Genomic DNA, 15,766 nt, shown 5'->3' on the forward strand with positions numbered 1-15,766 from the left:
CTCGGTGCACGGCGGACGGCCGCCGTTCCGCCTCGGCCACGCCGTCCGGCTGCGGCCCGGGCCCGACGTGACGGTGATCGCCATGGGGCCGCACCCCGTGCTCATGTCGCTGGAGGCGGCCGACGCCCTGGCCGGCGACGGTGTGTCCTGCCAGGTGATCCAGGTGCACACGCTCAGTCCGCTGGACTCGCGGGCCGTGCTCGCGGCGGCCCGGACCACCGGGGCGCTGGTCACGGTGGAGGAGCACCGACCGCGGGGCGGCCTCGGTGACGCCGTCGCCGAGGCAGTCGGCGCGCACTGCCCGGTGCCGCACCGCCGCGTGGCCGTGAACGGGCCGGTCGGGACGGTGGTACGCGGCCACCGGGAGGCGCTGGAGGAGTCAGGCGTCAGCGCGGCGGCGATCCGCGCCGCCGCGACGCAGGTGATCGAGATCGGGAAAACCGGGAAAAGGTGATCGACATGCACGGTCCCGCACAGGCGGGCACCCCTGCGCAGGGGTCCGCCCGCCCCACCGGCGAACGGATGGCCGAACTCTACGAACGTGTGCTGCGGGTCGGGGACGTCCGGCAGGAAGACGACTTCTTCGTCCTCGGCGGGACGTCCCTGTCGGCGATCGAGTTGCTGGACACGATCGCCGAGGAGCTGGGGGTCCGGGTGCCGGTCGGGGACTTCTACCGCGCCACCGGTGTCGCGGAGCTCGCCGACGTGGTGGACGCCCGGACCGCCGAGCGGGCGGGAGGAGCCTGAGATGCTGTTGTCCACCCCCCCGTTCGCTCCGGTAGCGTTCCGCGACGCCGACCTGCTGGACTCCGCGTACTACGCGTCGGGCGACCCGCACGCCCTGTGGGCGCACCTGCGGGAGCACCGCCCCGCCTACCGCTGCGACCCGGGCGACGGACGCGAGCCGTTCTGGGTGCTGACCCGGTACGACGACGTGCACCGGGTGCTGCGGGACCACGCGGCGTTCTCCTCCCGGCGCGGCACCATGCTGTGCATCGTCGACCTGAGCATGCCGGACATCGCGTCGGACGACATGATGCCGGACACCGACCCGCCCCGGCACCGGCAGTTGCGGGAGCCGCTGAACCGCGCCCTCACCCCGCGTGCGGTGGCCGGCCAGGAGGACTCCATCCGGGCGCAGGTGCGCCGGCTGCTGCAGCCGGCGCTCGCCGGCCCGGTCTTCGACGTCGCCCAGGCCGCCCTGATGTTCCCGATGGCCTTCACCGGCACGCTGATGGGGCTGCCGAGCGAACACTGGCCGCGCATGGCTGAGCTGACCACGACGACGGTCGCCTACGACGACCCGGACTACTCCACCGGCTCCCCGACCGACACCGTCCGCCAGGCGCACCACGAGCTGTTCGACTTCTTCCGTACGGAGGTCCTCCGGCGCTCGCGCACCGACCCCGGCACCGACCTGATCGGCATTCTGCGTTCGATGGACCTCGACGAGAACCCGCTCACCGAACGGCAGTTGATGCTGAACTGCTACGCGCTCCTGCTCGGAGCGAACGTCACCACCCCGCACGCGGTGTGCACGATGGTGTCGATGATGGGACAGCACCCGGAGCAGTTCGCCAGGGTCCGCGACAACCCGGAACTGCGCGAACGGTGCGTGCAGGAGGTGTTGCGCTGGGCGTCGCCCGCCAGCCACTTCATGCGCTACGCCGTGCGCGACGTCACGTTGCACGGACAGCTGATACGCGCGGGCGAGCCAGTCAGTGTGTGGCTGGGGTCCGCCAACCGCGACGAGCGGGTCTTCACGGACCCGTACCGCTTCAACGTCACCCGGCACCCCAACCGCCACGTCGCCTTCGGCGTCGGGCCGCACTACTGCATCGGCGCCGGCCTGGCGACCCTGGCCCTGCGCGTCCTCCTGGACGAACTGCTCGACCTCGTCGAGTCGGTGGAGCCGGCGGGCGAGGTCGCCCATCTGGCGTCGAACTTCGTCGCGGGGTACAAGCGGATGCCGGTGCGGCTGCTCCCCCGCCCGGGGCGGCGGCCCGACAGCGCGGAGGCCGGCCGGTGAGCGGCGCCGGCTCCTGGTTCGACCAGAGGTTCCGTTCCCCCACCGCGCGCCACAGCCTGTACTGCTTCCCTTTCGCCGGCGGTTCGGCGAGCTACTACGCCGACTGGGCCGCGTACGTCGACGGCTCAGTCGAGCTGGTGCCCGTTCAGCTGCCGGGGCGGGGAGCCCGCATGACGGAACCCCTGGCGACATCGCTCGACGCGGTCGCCGACGAGGTCGCGGGGCTGATCGCGGCGGCGCCGACCGTGCCGCTGCTGTTCGGGCACAGCATGGGGGCCATCCTGGCGTTCGAGACCGCGCGGCGCCTGCGGGCGTGGGGCCGCGGGGTCGGGTACCTGTTCGTCAGCGGGCGGCCCGCGCCCCCGGTCGTGCGGCCGCTGCGGCCGGTGAGCTCCCTGCCCCTGCCGGAGTTCGTGGGGGTCCTGCGGGACTACGGCTGCATCGACGAGGAGATCCTCGCGCACGACGAACTGCTGGACCTGCTGCTGCCGATGATGCGCTCGGACTTCTCGCTCATCGAGCGGTACCGTTACCGGCCGGGCGCGCCGCTGGACTGCCCGATCCTGGCCTGGTGCGGCGACCGGGACCCCGAGGTCCCACCGGAGGCCATGCGGGGCTGGGGAGACGAGACCTGCTCCGGGTTCGAACTGCGGGTACGCCCCGGCGGTCACTTCTTCGTCACCGAGCACCGCGAGGAAGTGGCGCAGGCCGTCCGGCACGCGGCACGCCGCGGGACGACGGGAGAACGCGATGCCACTGTCTGAGTCCGGACCCCGGCTGCTGGTGCTGTGGAGTCCGCCGCGCTGCCGCTCCACGGCCTTCGCCCGCATGATGCACGAGCGCGGCGACTTCACGGTGCTCCATGAGCCGTTCTCCCACCTGAAGGACTTCGGCACCACCGAGGTCGCCGGCGTGTCCCACACGGACGAGCGGACGCTGATGGACGAGCTGCTGTCGCTGGCCGAGCGCACGCCGGTGTTCGTGAAGGACACCACCGACTTTCCCTACCCGGGTGTGCTCGCCGCCGAAGATTTCCTGCGGGAGGCCACGCACACGTTCATCGTGCGGCATCCGCGTGAGGCCATTGCGTCGCATCACCGGCTCAACCCGCGGCTCACCCGCGACGAGATCGGCTTCGACCGGGTCCGGGAGATCCACGAAGCGGTGCGCGGCGCGGGCGGCGGCGAACCAGTGGTGATCGACTCCGACGACTTCGTGGACCGCCCGGAAGCCACCGTCCACGCGTACTGCCGGGCGGTGGGCCTGGAGTTCAGGCCCCAGGCACTGTCCTGGTCCCCCTCGGTGCTCCCCGGCTGGGAGAAGACGATGCGCTGGCACACCGAGGTGGCCGCGAGCACCGGCGTCACGCGTCGCCCCAGCGCCGGAGCGGCGGAGGTCGAGAACCACCCGGTGCTCGGCCCGTACTACCGCTACCACCTGCCGCACTACCAGTGGCTGCGGGAGCGGCGACTGCGGATCGCGCGCGGTCCTGAACACCCTCTCGCCGGCGGGCGGTGAGCAGCCGGTGGCGGGCGGGTGCCCGGCCCGCGTACGACGACGCGGGCCGGGCGCCGGTTCAGGGGCCGGCCGGCCGGCCGAGGGCGTCGGCCAGCTCGCGCACCGTCGGGTGGGCGTAGAGGAGTTCCACCGGCACATCGCGGCCGAAGCGCGTCCCCAGCTTGTCGGCCGCCCGCACCGCTCTGATGGAGTCGCATCCGAGGGTGAAGAAGGAGACGTCCCGGCCGATCCGGTCGGTGCCGAGGAGTTCTCCCAGCACGTCCGCCACCAGCGTCTCCGCCGGACCCCGGGGAGCGGCGTGGGCGACGTGCGCGGTCTCCCGGGAGGCCAGGACCGCCACCGGGTCGACGGCGCCGAGCACGTCCCTTGGCAGCCGCGGCGCGACCGTGATCTGGGCGAAGACCCCCTCGCGGGCCAGTGCCGCGGCGACCTCGCGGCGCACCGTGTCGACGTCCGCCTCCGGCTCCGGCACCACCGCGACGACGACGCTGCCCCCGGCGAACTGGTCGGACGCGAGATGGGGCCGCATGTGCGGGTTCGCGGGATCGGCGCCGATCAACAGGTGGGGGCCGCGGTGGTGCAGGGCGCGGAGCAGTGACGACATGCCCTCGGCGGGGCCGATGAGGCCGAGTCCGCGGCGCCGGGCCGCCGCGGTCAGCGGGTTGCCCTCGTTCATGCCCGGCCCCGCCCACATGCTCCACGCCAGACAGCGCACCCTCCGCCCGCGTGCGGCCCACCGCCGCGCATAGCCGTCGACGGCGGCGTTCGCGGCGGCGTAGGCGCCGAAACCGCTGCCGCCGAGGAAGCCGTTGACGGACGAGAACAGCACCACGGCGGTGTCCGGGCGGTCCTTCAGCAGTTCCTCGATGGCCGCGCAGCCGCCCGCCTTGGGGCGCAGCATACGGCGCAGCCAGGTCACCGACTCCCGCGTCAGATGGTGGGCCTTCAGGTCGTCCCACTGCGGTGCGATCGGGCTCCCGGCGAGGTGTACGACCAGGTCGAGCCGCTGTCCCCCGTCGCGTTCCGCGGTGGCGACCGCGGCGGAGAGCGCGTCGGCGTCGGCCACGTCGGCGGCCACGTAGCGGACCTCTCCGAGGTCGCGCAGCGCGGCCAGGACCTCGCCGGCTCCGGTCCTGTCCAGCTCGGCCTCAGGGGTGCGCCCGACGACGACCAGCCGTGCGCCGACGGCGACCAGCAGGTGTTCGCAGACCGCCCGGCCGAGGCCGCCGAGTCCGCCGGTGACCAGGGCCGTGCCTCCCGGCCGCAGGAACTCTCCGGGGACGTCCAGGTCCCCAGCCGGCTCCACCACCCGCAGTCCGTACGCGTATCCGACGCCGTCGCGCACACCGACCGCATCGGCGCCGTAGCCGGTGTCCGCCAGCTGCGCCAGGGCCCTGCCGTCGGCGTCGAGGGGCGCGTCGACCAGCCGGACCGACGCGCACACGCCCTCGGTGACGGCGGTGCGGACCATCCCCGTCAGTGCCGCACGCCCCGGGGCCACCTCGTCCCCCTCGCGCACGTGCAGCGCGCCCCGGGTCAGGACGACGAGGTCGGCGCCGGGCACCGCACGGGCGAGGGCGGCCAGGGTGACCAGGAAACGCTCGGGCGCCTCGGGTGCGTCGTCCGTGGCGCCGCTCTCCACCGCGTACACGACCCGCTCGGGCGGCCCCGAGACGGCGAGCAGGTGGGCGAGTGCGCGGTCCTGCTGCTCCGGGTCGGCGAGGTCCGCCACGACATGGCCGCCCTCTCCCGTCCGGAACCGCTCACCGGGCGTGACGACTCCCGTGACGCCGGGCACCCGCCACGCCCAGTCGGCCGTGCAGGGCGCGTAGACGACGGTCGGCCGGTCCCCCGGCCCGGTGGCCAGGACGTCCACCGGCGACCAGGCGGACTCCAGCATGCGGCTGCCGCCCCGCTCGGCCCGTGCCGGTACCCCGCCGTACATGCGGTGGTCGAAGCGTCCCTGCCGCAGCGCGTCCACCAGGTGCCCGCGCTGGATCTTGCCGCCCGCGGCCCGGGGGAACTCCTTCTCGCTCACCGGCACGATCGCCTTGGGACGCAGCGCGAGTGTGCGGGTCAGCGCCGTGCGGATGCCGAGGACCGTGCGGTCCAGGTCCGCCGAGGCGGCCGGGGTCGGGACGAAGAACGCGTACACGGCCTCCGTGCCCGTGTTCTCGTCCGGCAGACCGCACACGGCCGCGCACGCGGGCCGTACCCCCTCGGTCTGCTCGATCACCGCCTCGATCTCGTGCGAGGGGTAGTTGGCGCCGTTGACGACGACCATGCTCTGCCGGCGCCCGGTCAGCGTCAGCCGCCCCTCGCGCACGAAGCCGAGGTCACCGGTGTCGAACCAGCCGTCGTCGGTGAAGCTCGCGGCGTTGGCTGCCTCGTTGCGCAGATAGCCCTCCATGACGGTGGTGCCGGTGACGTGCAGGCGGCCCACCCGCCCCTCCGGCAGCACACGTCCCTCGTCGTCCGTGATCCGCAGCGCCACTCCCGGCACCGGCCTGCCGGCCTCGGCCAGCGTCACCGCACCCGGCGTGCCGGGCGCCGTCCCGACCAGCTGTCCGTCGAGCGACCCGGAGTCGAGGGTGACGGTGCCCACCGCCCGGTCACGGATGTCGAGCCGCCCGTAGGTGACCCCGGAGGAGGTCTCGGACATGCCCCAGCACGGCACCATGGCGTCGGCCGGCAGGCCGTGCGGTGCGAGCGCCTCCACGAAGGCGAACGCCGTCCGGGCCACGACCGCCTCGCCCGCGTTGCAGATGTGGCGCATGCGGGAGAGGTCCCACCGTCCGGCCGCGATCTCCTCGCGGTGCTTCAGGACGAGCGCGAAGGCGAAGTTCGGCGCCCATGTGGTGGTGGCCCGGAAGCGGTGCATCCAGTCCAGCCAGTCCAGCGGCCGCCGGATCATGCTCTCCGTACGGGCGTTGACGTGTTCGCAGCGCAGGAACACGTCGCGCACGTTGCACATCACCATGCCGCCGACGTGGTCGAGCGGCATCCAGTTCAGCGAGACGTCGTCCTCCGTGAAGCCGCCTGCGGCGATGGCGGCGTGGGTACGGGCGACGATCGTGCGGTGGCCGTGCCGCACGCACTTCGGCGTCCCCGTACTGCCCGAGGTCAGCAGGTTGACCGCGGGGTGGTCCTGGGTCGCGGCGAACGGCTCGGCCGGCTCTCCCGCCGAGGCAGACTCGGCCAGGGAGACGACGCGCAGCCGCCCTTCCGCCTCCCACCGCGGGGCCAGACCGGCCACCCGGTCGCGGAGTCCGGTGTCGGTCAGCACCACCGGGTGGTCAAGCAGCTCCCATGCGGCGCGCAGCTTGCGGACGACGGCGTTCTCCGTGCGGTAGTCGGGGCCGGTCCCGACCGGCGTGGGGACGAAGCCGCCCAGGACGCACGCCCAGAACCCGGTGACGAACGTCCGGCTGTCCGCGCACTGCATCAGCACCGAGTCGCCCGGCGCGAGCCCCAGCGCCCGCAGTCCCGTGAGCGCTCGCAGCGCCCCGTCCACCAGTTCCGGGTAGGTCTGCCGGTCGGTGCTGCCGTCGGGGAGCACATAGGTGAGTCCTCGGCCGGGTGCCAGCGACGCGGCCCGCAACAGGGCCTCGCCGAGGGTCCGCGGGGCGTCGCGCGGGACGGCCGGCTCCGGGCCGCGCACCAGGGCCGGCCGCTCTCCCGTGATCGGCGTTCCCTGCGGGCGGGCCGTGGCCGGGCCCTCGCCGGGGGCGTCGTGCTCCCGCAGTCTGCGGTCGATGACGGTGACCGCCTCGCGCACCCCCTCGACGCCGAGCGCGGCCCGGTCGATCCTGGCCAGATCCCCGCTGTCGGGCATGTACGCCCTCCTTCTCCTCCGTCGCCGCTCACTGCGTGAGCAGGGCCTCCGCCAGGGTGCGTGCGGCGTCCAGGGACATGTCCTTGATGAAGTAGTGGCCGCCGTCCACGAGCCGGTCCGAGGCCCCCACCGAGGTGTGCTCGCGCCACGCCTGCGCGTCCCGCGGCCCGACGAGCCGGTCGTCCCGGCCGCGCAGTGTCGTGACGGGCACCGGCAGCGGCGGACGGGCGTGGTACTCGTAGCGCTCCCACAGCCTGAAGTCGGCGCGCAGGACGGGCAGCAGGAACGCGAGGAAGGCGGGTGTGCCCAGCAGCGCGTCGGGGATGCCGCCCCTGGCCCGGACGACGCCGAGGAGTTCGGCGTCCGGCAGTTCGTGCAGCACCGGCCCGGACGGGGGCAGGTGCGGGGCGGGCTGCGCGCCGGCCACCAGCGTCCGGGGCCATACGCCGAACCGCTCGCCCATGGTCTGTGCGACCTCGTAGGCGAGCAGGGCGCCCGCGCAGTGGCCGTACAGGGCGTAGGGCACCGTGCAGTACGGGCGCAGTGCCACGGCGCAGGCCCGCACCAGTGCGCCGAGATCGCCGGGCGCGTCCTCCCGGGAGCGGTCCTCGCGGCCGGGAGGCTGCACGGCGACGACTTCCACCGACTCCGGCAGCAGTCCGGGCAGGTCCGCGAAGACCGACGCGCCACCGCCCGCGAACGGCAGGCAGATCAGCCGCAGCGCGGCGGACGGCCGGGCCGCCCTCCTGATCCACCGGGATTCCGCCGAGAAGGCGGCCGGACCTGCCGGTGTGCCCTGCGCGCCCGGTGTGCCCGGTACGGTCTGCGCGCCGTGTGTGCCCGGTGCGGTCTGCGCGCCCGGTGTGCCCGGTGTGTCTGATGCGGTCTGCTTGCCGTGTGTGCCCCGTGCACCGTGCGTGCTGTGCGAGCCCGTCACCGACATCGTCACCTGTCCCCCTCACTCGCCTCCAGGAGCCGGGCGAGGTCGCCGATCTCCTCGTCGGTGCGTCCCTCCACCATGTCCAGGGCCTTGGCGAGGGCGCCTCGGCGCTCCCGGTCGCGTTCGGTGGACTCGTCGACCAGACGGGCGAGTCCGCCGACCGTGGGATCGGCGAAGAAGTCCGCGATCGGCACGTCGACCCCGAAGACGGCCTTGACCCGCGAGGCGATGCGGATCGCCTGCAGGCTGGTTCCCCCGGCCGCGAAGAAGTTGACGGCGTTGCCGGTGCGCACCCCCAGCAGCGGCGCGAACACCTCCCCGCGCACCAGCCGCTCCGTGGGCGTGCTGTGTTCGTCGTCGATGTCCGCCTCGTCCTCCACGCCGGCGAACTCCACGGCCGGCAGCGCCCGCCGGTCGACCTTGCCGCTCTGGGTCAGTGGCACCTCGTCCAGCGGCACCAGCACGTTGGGCACCATGGTCGGCGGCAGCCGGGTGCCGAGCGCGGCCCGTACCGCGTCCAGTTGCAGGTCGGCACCGTCCTCGGGGACGACGTAGGCGATCAGCAGCGTGCCCAGACGGGGGTCCACTGCGACGTCGGCGACCGCGCGGGCCACCCCGGCGACGGTCTGCAACGCGGCCTCCACGTCTCCCAGTTCGATCCGCACTCCCCTGACCTTGACCTGACGGTCGATCCGGCCGAGGAAGCGCAGGTCGCCGTCGTCGTCCCAGACCGCCAGGTCACCCGTCAGGTACATGCGCGAACCCGGCGGACCGTACGGGTCGGGGCGGAACCGCTCGGCGCCGAGGTCGGGCCGGCCCAGGTAGCCGCGCCCCACACCGAGCCCGGCGATGGCGAGTTCGCCCACCGCGCCCGGCGGCTGCAGCCCCAGGTCCGCGTCGAGGACGTACGCGCGGTGATTCGCCATGGCCCGGCCGATGGGCGGCGACGACGTCCACTGCCCCTCGCATCTCCTGGCCACCACCGTCACCGTGGTCTCGGTCGGCCCGTACCCGTTGTAGAAGGCGCGTCCCCGCGCCCAGCGGGTGGTGAGCTCACCGGTGAACGCCTCCCCGCCGACGAAGGCCACCCGCAGGTCCCCGTACCGCTCGGGCTCAAGCAGTTCCATGATCGCCGGTGGCAGGTCGGCGACCGTGATCCGCTCCTCCACCAGGAGTTCGTCCAGGGCGTCGACCGACCTGCGCTCCTCGTCGACGACGTACAGGCGGGCGCCGGTCAGCAAGGCGCCGAAGACCTCGAACACCGAGACGTCGAATCCCGGGGAGGCGAACTGCAGGATGCGGTCGTCCGGGCCGAGCCCGAACATCTCGCCGACCGTCCTGATGAAGTTGGTGACGTTGCGGTGCTCGATGAGCACCCCTTTGGGGCGTCCGGTGGACCCGGAGGTGTAGATCACGTAGGCGAGCGACTCGGGAACGGCCCACGCGTCCACGGCGGTTTGGGGCAGACCGGCGACGTCCTCCTCGACGTCCACCGTGCGTACGCCCTCGGCGGCGGGCCGGGGGGACCCCGGTGACACCAGTGCCCAGCCGGCCCCCGAGTCCTCGGCGATGGCGTCGACGCGCTCCTCGGGCAGGGTCAGGTCCACGGGCACGTAGGCCGCCCCGGCCTTCAGCACGCCGAGCATCGCCGCGATCAGCGCCGGCCCGCGCTCCACCATGACGAGCACCCGCGCGTCGGCCCGGACACCCTGGTCGAGCAGGCCACGGGCGACGCGGTTGGCCCAGGCGTCCAGTTCGGCATACGTCGTCCCGCCCTTGCGGGAGACCACCGCGACCCGGTCGGGGTACGCGCGGGCGACCTGCTCGAAGATCCCGTGGACGGTGTCGTCGGGGCAGGAGCCGATCGGCTCGTTCCACTCGCCGAGGATGCGGTCCTGCGCGTCCGGCTCACCGAACGGCAGGGCGCTGACGGGCTGTGCCTGGGCGCGGCAGCCGCCGTCGAGCAGCCGCAGGTAGCGCTGGGCCACCCGCCGGGCGGTCGGTTCGCGGTAAAGCGCGGACGCGTACCGCACGGCGACCGCCGGGGCGGGTCCGTCGAGAGCGGCCTCCAGGGAGAGTTCGAAGGTGCCGACGCCGGTGTCCACCTGTTCGGCGACGATCCGCAGGTCGCCCGCCCGCACCGGCTCCACGGCCCGGGGCGCGGCGGTGAACCCGAGCTGGACGAGTGGCAGCCGGCTGGGATCGGGGTCGACGCCGAGGCGCTCCAGGACGAGCTTGAAGGGAAGGTCGCCGTGGTGTTCGGCCTCCGCGCGCCGGCGGGACACCGTGCGCACCAGGTCGGCGAAGGACGCTCCGGTGTCCACCTCGACGCGCAGCGGAAGCAGGTTGCCGCAGTCGCCGACGAGGGTGTCGGGTGCGAACGGCCCGAGGACGTCGTGCGGCACGCCGATCAGCACGTCGGTGGTGCCGGTGTGCCGGGCCACCGTGGCGACGTAGGCGGCGAGCAGCACATCCTCCGGGCTCACCTCCAGGTCGCGGGCGACGCCCCGCACCCGCTCCGCCGAGCGCGCGGGCAACGGCTCGCGCACCACCCCGCCGTCCAGAGCCAGCAGCCTGGGCCGCGGCAGGTCGGTGGGGAACGCCGTGTCCTCCCAGCCGGCCAGCGCGCGCTGCCAGTGGGCGGCCATGCGCTCGGCGTCGTCGCCCCGGCTCCACTCGCGCTGCCAGGCCGCGTAGTCGCCGAAGTGCGCCGCGGGTGTGCCGAAGTCGGGGGCCCGCCCCGCGCACCGCCCCCGGTAGGCGGCGGCGAGGTCGGCGCACAGCACGCCGGCCGAGCGCGGGTCCATGACCAGGGAGTGGGTCACCACCACGAGCAGGTGTTCCCGCTCCGAGCGTCGCAGCAGCCGGAATCGCACCATCAGATCGGTGTTGACGTCGAAGCCCCTGCCCAGCTCGGCACGGACGACCTGGCGGACCGGCCCGTCCGGCCCCGGCTCCGTCGGCTCCTCCACAGGCAGCCGCACACGGGGCGGGGACTGCACCACCTGGGCGCCCGTCTCGTGCTCGTGCGGGAACACCGACCGCAGCACGGCGTGCCGTGCGACGACGTCGTTCACCGCCGCCTCCAGGGCCGTGGCGTCCAGCGGACCGGTCAGCGTCAGCACGAAGGCCAGGCCGTACGCCCTGCCGCTCGGCGCCACCCGGTCGAACAGCCAGAGCTGTTCCTGACGACAGGACAGCGGCGCGGACCGGGTGCCCCGGGTGACACCGTCGAGCTGGGCGAGAAACTCTTCCCTGCGCTCCGCCGGCAGGCGACGCAGCCGGCGGAGCAGTTCACTTTGTCGACTCATACGTCCGCCCTGAAAGCGCCGGGATACTATAAAGTCCTCATCGAGTCCGCACAGTAACACTCTACATTGACGCTTGCGACTGGACTGACGAGGATCGCCCATGCACTTCGAAGTGCCGGAATCCACAGCCGCGTTCGAGCAAGAGGTGGACGCGCTGTTCGCCGATCCTGAGACACGCCGGCTCCGCCGAACGGCGCGCAGCCGAGCCGACCACATGGACGGAGACGTCCGCGACCTCTACCGCCACCTGGGCCGGGCCGGCGTGCTGGCGCCCTCTTGGCCGAGCCGCTACGGTGGCCGGGACGCGGACTTCACCGCGACCGTGGTCCTCCTCGAACGGATGGTGAGCCACGGAATACCACAGAGTCTGTACTACATCTCTGTGCAGATAGTCGGCTCCCTGATCCTGCAGGCGGGCACGGAGGAGCAGAAGCGCTCGCTGTTGCCGCGGCTGGCCTCCGGGGACCTGACGGCGTGCATCCTGTTCACCGAACCTGAGCACGGGTCCGACCTGGCGAGCGTCACCACGCGCGCCATCCCGGCGTCCGACGGCTCGGGCTGGGTCGTCGAGGGCCGCAAGACCTACAACCTCAAGAGCGCCTACGCCGACGTCGCCCTGTGCGCGGTGCGCACGGACAGCGGGAACAGCCGGTACGAGGGCATCACCCTGTTCCTGGTGCCGCTGGACACCCCGGGCGTCTCGGTCCGTCCCCTTCCGAGCCTGGCCGACGAGCAGTTCCACGACATCCGCTTCTCGCAGGTGCGCGTGGGGAAGGACGCCGTGTTCGGCGCGGTCGGCGCCGGGTGGTCGCTGATCACCCGGATGTTCGCGGCGGAGCGGAACGGGCTGGACTACTACGTCCGCGCCCGCTACTGGCTCGAACGCGCCGCCGACCGGCTCGTCGCGGACGGCCGGCGACCGACCGGGAGCGAACTCGCCGGGCTCGCGAGGCACCAGGCACGGCTCGATGCCAGCAGACTGCTGACCTGCCGGGCCCTGCAGAGTCTGCACGAGGGCGAGTCGGACATCGCACAGGCGTCCCTCGCCAAGTGGCACTGCAGCGAGACCGCACAGGGGATCGCGTGGTGGGCGTTCGAGACGCTGGGACCGGAACTGCTGGAGCCGGAGCCGGGCACGGACGACCCGGTGCTGGAGGCGGCCTACCGGGAAGCACCCGGCATGACCATCTCGGGCGGCGCCTCCGAGGTGTTGCTCGACATCGTCGCCGGCGCCCGGCTGCTGGACGACACCCGGACCGGGGGCTGAACATGGATCTGCGCATCGACCCGCTCCAGACCCGGCTCGCCGAAGCCGTGGACACCGCGCTGACGAGGACGGGCGACGTGTACGCCGAACTCGCCGCGATCGGCGTTCCCGTACTCGGCGCCCCGCAGTCCCTGGGCGGCCTCGGACTGGGGCTGAGTGCCGACATCGTGGTCAACGCCCGGCTCGGTCACGGGCTCGAACCGCTCGGCGCCTACCGCGAGACGGTGCTCGTCCTCGAACTGCTGGAGGAGACGGGTGTCGCGGAACCGCTCCTCAAAGAGGTACTCAAGGGCCAGCGGCACGCCACGACCGCCGGTGTGCACACCGGCACCGGGCTGCGGGTCGACGCGGAGGGCCGGCTCTGGGGCGACAGCGAGCACCTGCCGGCCGGCGACTTCGGTCTTGTGGTCGCCCGCGCCACGGCGCACGACGGCACCACCCGCCCGTACGTGGTGAGCCAGGACCCCGCCACCTGCGCCGTCGAGGCCGGCTCCCTGCTGAGGCTGCCCACCGTGCGGTTGCACTTCGGCGGCGCCCGGGCCGAGGCCCTCGACCTGCCCGCCGAGCGGTGGAGCCGGGCGCTGGACGCGGCCCGGGTCCGTCAGGCGGCGGTCCTCCTCGGCCTCGCGGACCGGGCGCTCGCCGTGGCCCGCTCGCACGTCAACCGCCGGGTGCAGTACGGCAGTCCGCTGGTGAACCTGCAGACCGTGTCGCACGGCCTGGCCCGGCTCGTCGGGGAGTCGGACGGCTGGCGTCTGCTGCTGCACGAGGTCGCCTGGCACCGCGACCAGGGGCGGGAGAACCCCGCCGACGCGGCACGCCTGCTGGCCGTCGCCGCGGAGCACGCCCTGCTGTGCACCCGGAAGGCGCTGCAACTCCACGGTGTGCGCGGAATGCTGGCGCACTCCACCGCGGCCACCGCCTACCGGCTGGCCTCGGTGGAGGCAGCCCGCATGGGCGCCCCCGCCGCGCTCTGGGACGGCGCGACGCCGCACCCGGCGGCCCCCGGGCTGACCAGCTCCCGCTGACACCCCCTGCCCACCGGCCCAGGCCGGCCACGTGTACGCGCCCCGGTCAGGCTTCGGTGAGGTCCGTGATCAGCAGGTCACGCAGGGCGTCCGGCAGGTGCAGGAAGGTGTAGTGCGTCCCGGACAGCACGTGCTTGCGGGCCTCGCCCCACGCGCTCCAGCCGGCCATGAGCCCGTGCGGGACCTCGGTGTCCTCGTCCCATCCGATGACGGTGATCGGGCAGGACACCCGCACCGGCCGCTCCCTGCGGTACGCGCGGTTCGCGTCCAGATCGGCCTGCAGGATCTCCAGGAGCAGGTCGAGCAGGTCGGGCGCGGGGGCGGGGGAGCCGAGTTCCGCGAGCAGGCCCCTCAGTTCGGCCCGCAGCTCCTCGTCCGTCATCCCCAAAAACCGGCCGTAGGGGCCGTCCTGCGGGGCGACCTGCGAGGAGACGAAGCAGCGGGCGGGCGGACGCAGCCCGCGCCCTTCGATCCGCAGCACGGTCTCGAAGGCCGGCAGCGCGCCGCCACAGTGCCCGAACACGGCGTAGGGGCGGTCGAGATGGCCGGCCAGCGCGTCCACGAGGTCGGCGGCCAGCCGCTCGTAGGTCTGGAAGTGCGGTTCGCGCATCCGGTTCTCGCGCCAGGGCATCTGCACCGGCAGGACCTCCACCGGACCGATCCGCTCGGGCCACTCGCGGAACATCGAGGCCCCGCAGCCGGAGTAGGGAAGGCAGAACAGACGGTACGGCGCGTCCGGCGCGGGCTCCCTGAGCAGCCACTTCCCCCGGGTCGTCACAGACCTCGCCCCCTTCGCGTCACGGCTTGTGGGCGACCACGGCGCCGTTCGCCACCGGTGCCCGGAATCGCTCGGTGTGTACGCCCTGGAAGCCGGCGGCGCGCAGCCAGTCGGTGTACTCGGCGGCCGTGTAGTTGCGCCCAGGGGTGCCGACCAGCATGTTCAGGCTCATCAGGGCGGCGTCCTGCGGTCCCGCCTTGTCGTCGTCGACGAGCAGTTCGCTGATCACGATCCTTCCGCCCGCGGGCAGCGCCCTGAAACACTTGGCCAGCAGTTCGCGGCCCTGTGTCTCGTCCCAGTCGTGCAGGATCATGGAGAGCAGGACCGTGTCGTGGCCCTCGGGCAGGTCCTGCGGGGCGAAGAAGTCGCCGGGGCGCACCGCGATCCGGTCCGCCAGCCCTGCCTCGGCGATCCGGCCCGCCGTCAGCGCGCACACGTGCGGCAGGTCGAAGACGGTGGCCCGCAGCCGCGGGTGGTGGCGGCACAGCTCGACGGTGAAGGCGCCGCCGCCACCGCCGACGTCCAGCAGCCTGGCGCCGTCCAGGTCGACCGCCCTGGCCAGGGCCTGGGCGGTGAGCGCCGACACCGGGTAGAGCCCGTCCCAGAAGAGAGCCGGGCGGTTGTCCTCGGCGAAGATTCCCTTGCCGGGTTCCGGGGTCGCTCTGGTGGGCCGGCCGGTCCGGACGGCCTCGGTGATCCGCATCCATCCGGGGTAGACGTACTCCTGCAGCATGCGGATGTAGTCGCCGAAGTAGTACGGCCTGCCGCGTACCAGATACGCGTCGGACACGGGGCTGTTGACGTAGCGGTCACCGTCCTTGCGCAGCAGCCCCAGGGCGGCCGCCGCGGTCAGCAGCATCTCCGCGGGCCGCTCGGATATGCCGAGTCCCTTGGCGGCCTCGTGCGCGGTCGCCCCTTCCTCCTGGTGGAGGAAGGTGAACATGCCGAGGGCCTCGGCCACCACGAGGGTCTGCGAGCGCCACAGTCCTGAGGCCAGTGTGAGCAGCGGTTCCAGTGAAGGGGCACCGGTGCCCGGTGCCCCGGTCGAAGCGTCCTCCAC

Annotated in this window: 12 protein-coding genes; 7 read left to right on the forward strand and 5 right to left on the reverse strand. The window is 73.3% G+C overall.

Going from position 1 to position 15,766, the window contains the following annotated elements; genetic code table 11:
• The 5 genes from ABEA77_RS11115 to ABEA77_RS11135 all read left to right on the forward strand — a co-directional run.
• On the forward strand, positions 1 to 454 hold a 454-nt coding region (locus ABEA77_RS11115; RefSeq protein WP_345644741.1), incomplete at its 5' end, for a transketolase C-terminal domain-containing protein.
• 5 nt (positions 455 to 459) lie between these two features.
• Positions 460 to 747: a phosphopantetheine-binding protein gene (locus ABEA77_RS11120; RefSeq protein WP_345644743.1), complete on the forward strand. Its 288-nt coding sequence runs from the start codon at positions 460 to 462 to the stop codon at positions 745 to 747.
• Between the two features lies 1 nt (position 748).
• Positions 749 to 2,029 (forward strand): cytochrome P450, encoded by a 1,281-nt coding sequence (locus tag ABEA77_RS11125; protein ID WP_345644746.1) that lies wholly within the window; start codon positions 749 to 751, stop codon positions 2,027 to 2,029.
• Positions 2,026 to 2,793 carry a thioesterase II family protein gene (locus ABEA77_RS11130; protein WP_345644749.1) on the forward strand — a complete coding sequence of 256 codons (768 nt, stop codon included), beginning with the start codon at positions 2,026 to 2,028 and terminating at the stop codon, positions 2,791 to 2,793. The genes ABEA77_RS11125 and ABEA77_RS11130 overlap by 4 nt, the downstream gene beginning before the upstream one ends.
• Positions 2,780 to 3,547 carry a sulfotransferase-like domain-containing protein gene (locus ABEA77_RS11135; protein ID WP_345644752.1) on the forward strand — a complete coding sequence of 256 codons (768 nt, stop codon included), beginning with the start codon at positions 2,780 to 2,782 and terminating at the stop codon, positions 3,545 to 3,547. Before ABEA77_RS11130 ends, ABEA77_RS11135 begins: the two co-directional genes overlap by 14 nt.
• Before the next feature lie 58 nt (positions 3,548 to 3,605).
• Here the strand turns inward: ABEA77_RS11135 and ABEA77_RS11140 are convergent, their stop codons facing one another.
• Genes ABEA77_RS11140 through ABEA77_RS11150 form a run of 3 tightly spaced genes read right to left on the reverse strand, consistent with a single transcriptional unit; the run spans position 3,606 to position 11,633 of the window.
• Positions 3,606 to 7,382 carry an SDR family NAD(P)-dependent oxidoreductase gene (locus ABEA77_RS11140; RefSeq protein WP_345644755.1) on the reverse strand — a complete coding sequence of 1,259 codons (3,777 nt, stop codon included), beginning with the start codon at positions 7,380 to 7,382 and terminating at the stop codon, positions 3,606 to 3,608.
• Positions 7,383 to 7,410: 28 nt separating this feature from the next.
• Positions 7,411 to 8,325 carry a thioesterase II family protein gene (locus ABEA77_RS11145; protein WP_345644880.1) on the reverse strand — a complete coding sequence of 305 codons (915 nt, stop codon included), beginning with the start codon at positions 8,323 to 8,325 and terminating at the stop codon, positions 7,411 to 7,413.
• A 2-nt stretch (positions 8,326 to 8,327) separates the two neighbouring features.
• On the reverse strand, positions 8,328 to 11,633 hold the full coding sequence (locus ABEA77_RS11150; RefSeq protein WP_345644758.1) for a non-ribosomal peptide synthetase: 3,306 nt from the start codon (positions 11,631 to 11,633) through the stop codon (positions 8,328 to 8,330).
• A gap of 100 nt (positions 11,634 to 11,733) precedes the next feature.
• On the opposite strand from ABEA77_RS11150, the gene ABEA77_RS11155 reads away from it, so the two are divergent.
• Together ABEA77_RS11155 and ABEA77_RS11160 are read left to right on the forward strand one after the other, a co-directional pair.
• Positions 11,734 to 12,900: an acyl-CoA dehydrogenase family protein gene (locus ABEA77_RS11155; RefSeq protein ID WP_345644761.1), complete on the forward strand. Its 1,167-nt coding sequence runs from the start codon at positions 11,734 to 11,736 to the stop codon at positions 12,898 to 12,900.
• Between the two features lie 2 nt (positions 12,901 to 12,902).
• Positions 12,903 to 13,928: an acyl-CoA dehydrogenase family protein gene (locus tag ABEA77_RS11160; protein WP_345644764.1), complete on the forward strand. Its 1,026-nt coding sequence runs from the start codon at positions 12,903 to 12,905 to the stop codon at positions 13,926 to 13,928.
• Positions 13,929 to 13,974: 46 nt separating this feature from the next.
• Here the strand turns inward: ABEA77_RS11160 and ABEA77_RS11165 are convergent, their stop codons facing one another.
• Positions 13,975 to 14,706 carry a thioesterase II family protein gene (locus ABEA77_RS11165; RefSeq protein WP_345644767.1) on the reverse strand — a complete coding sequence of 244 codons (732 nt, stop codon included), beginning with the start codon at positions 14,704 to 14,706 and terminating at the stop codon, positions 13,975 to 13,977.
• A gap of 19 nt (positions 14,707 to 14,725) precedes the next feature.
• Positions 14,726 to 15,766 (reverse strand): methyltransferase, encoded by a 1,041-nt coding sequence (locus ABEA77_RS11170; protein ID WP_345644770.1) that lies wholly within the window; start codon positions 15,764 to 15,766, stop codon positions 14,726 to 14,728.

The organism is Streptomyces tremellae (assembly GCF_039540215.1).
In the GTDB taxonomy this organism is placed as follows: domain Bacteria; phylum Actinomycetota; class Actinomycetes; order Streptomycetales; family Streptomycetaceae; genus Streptomyces; species Streptomyces tremellae.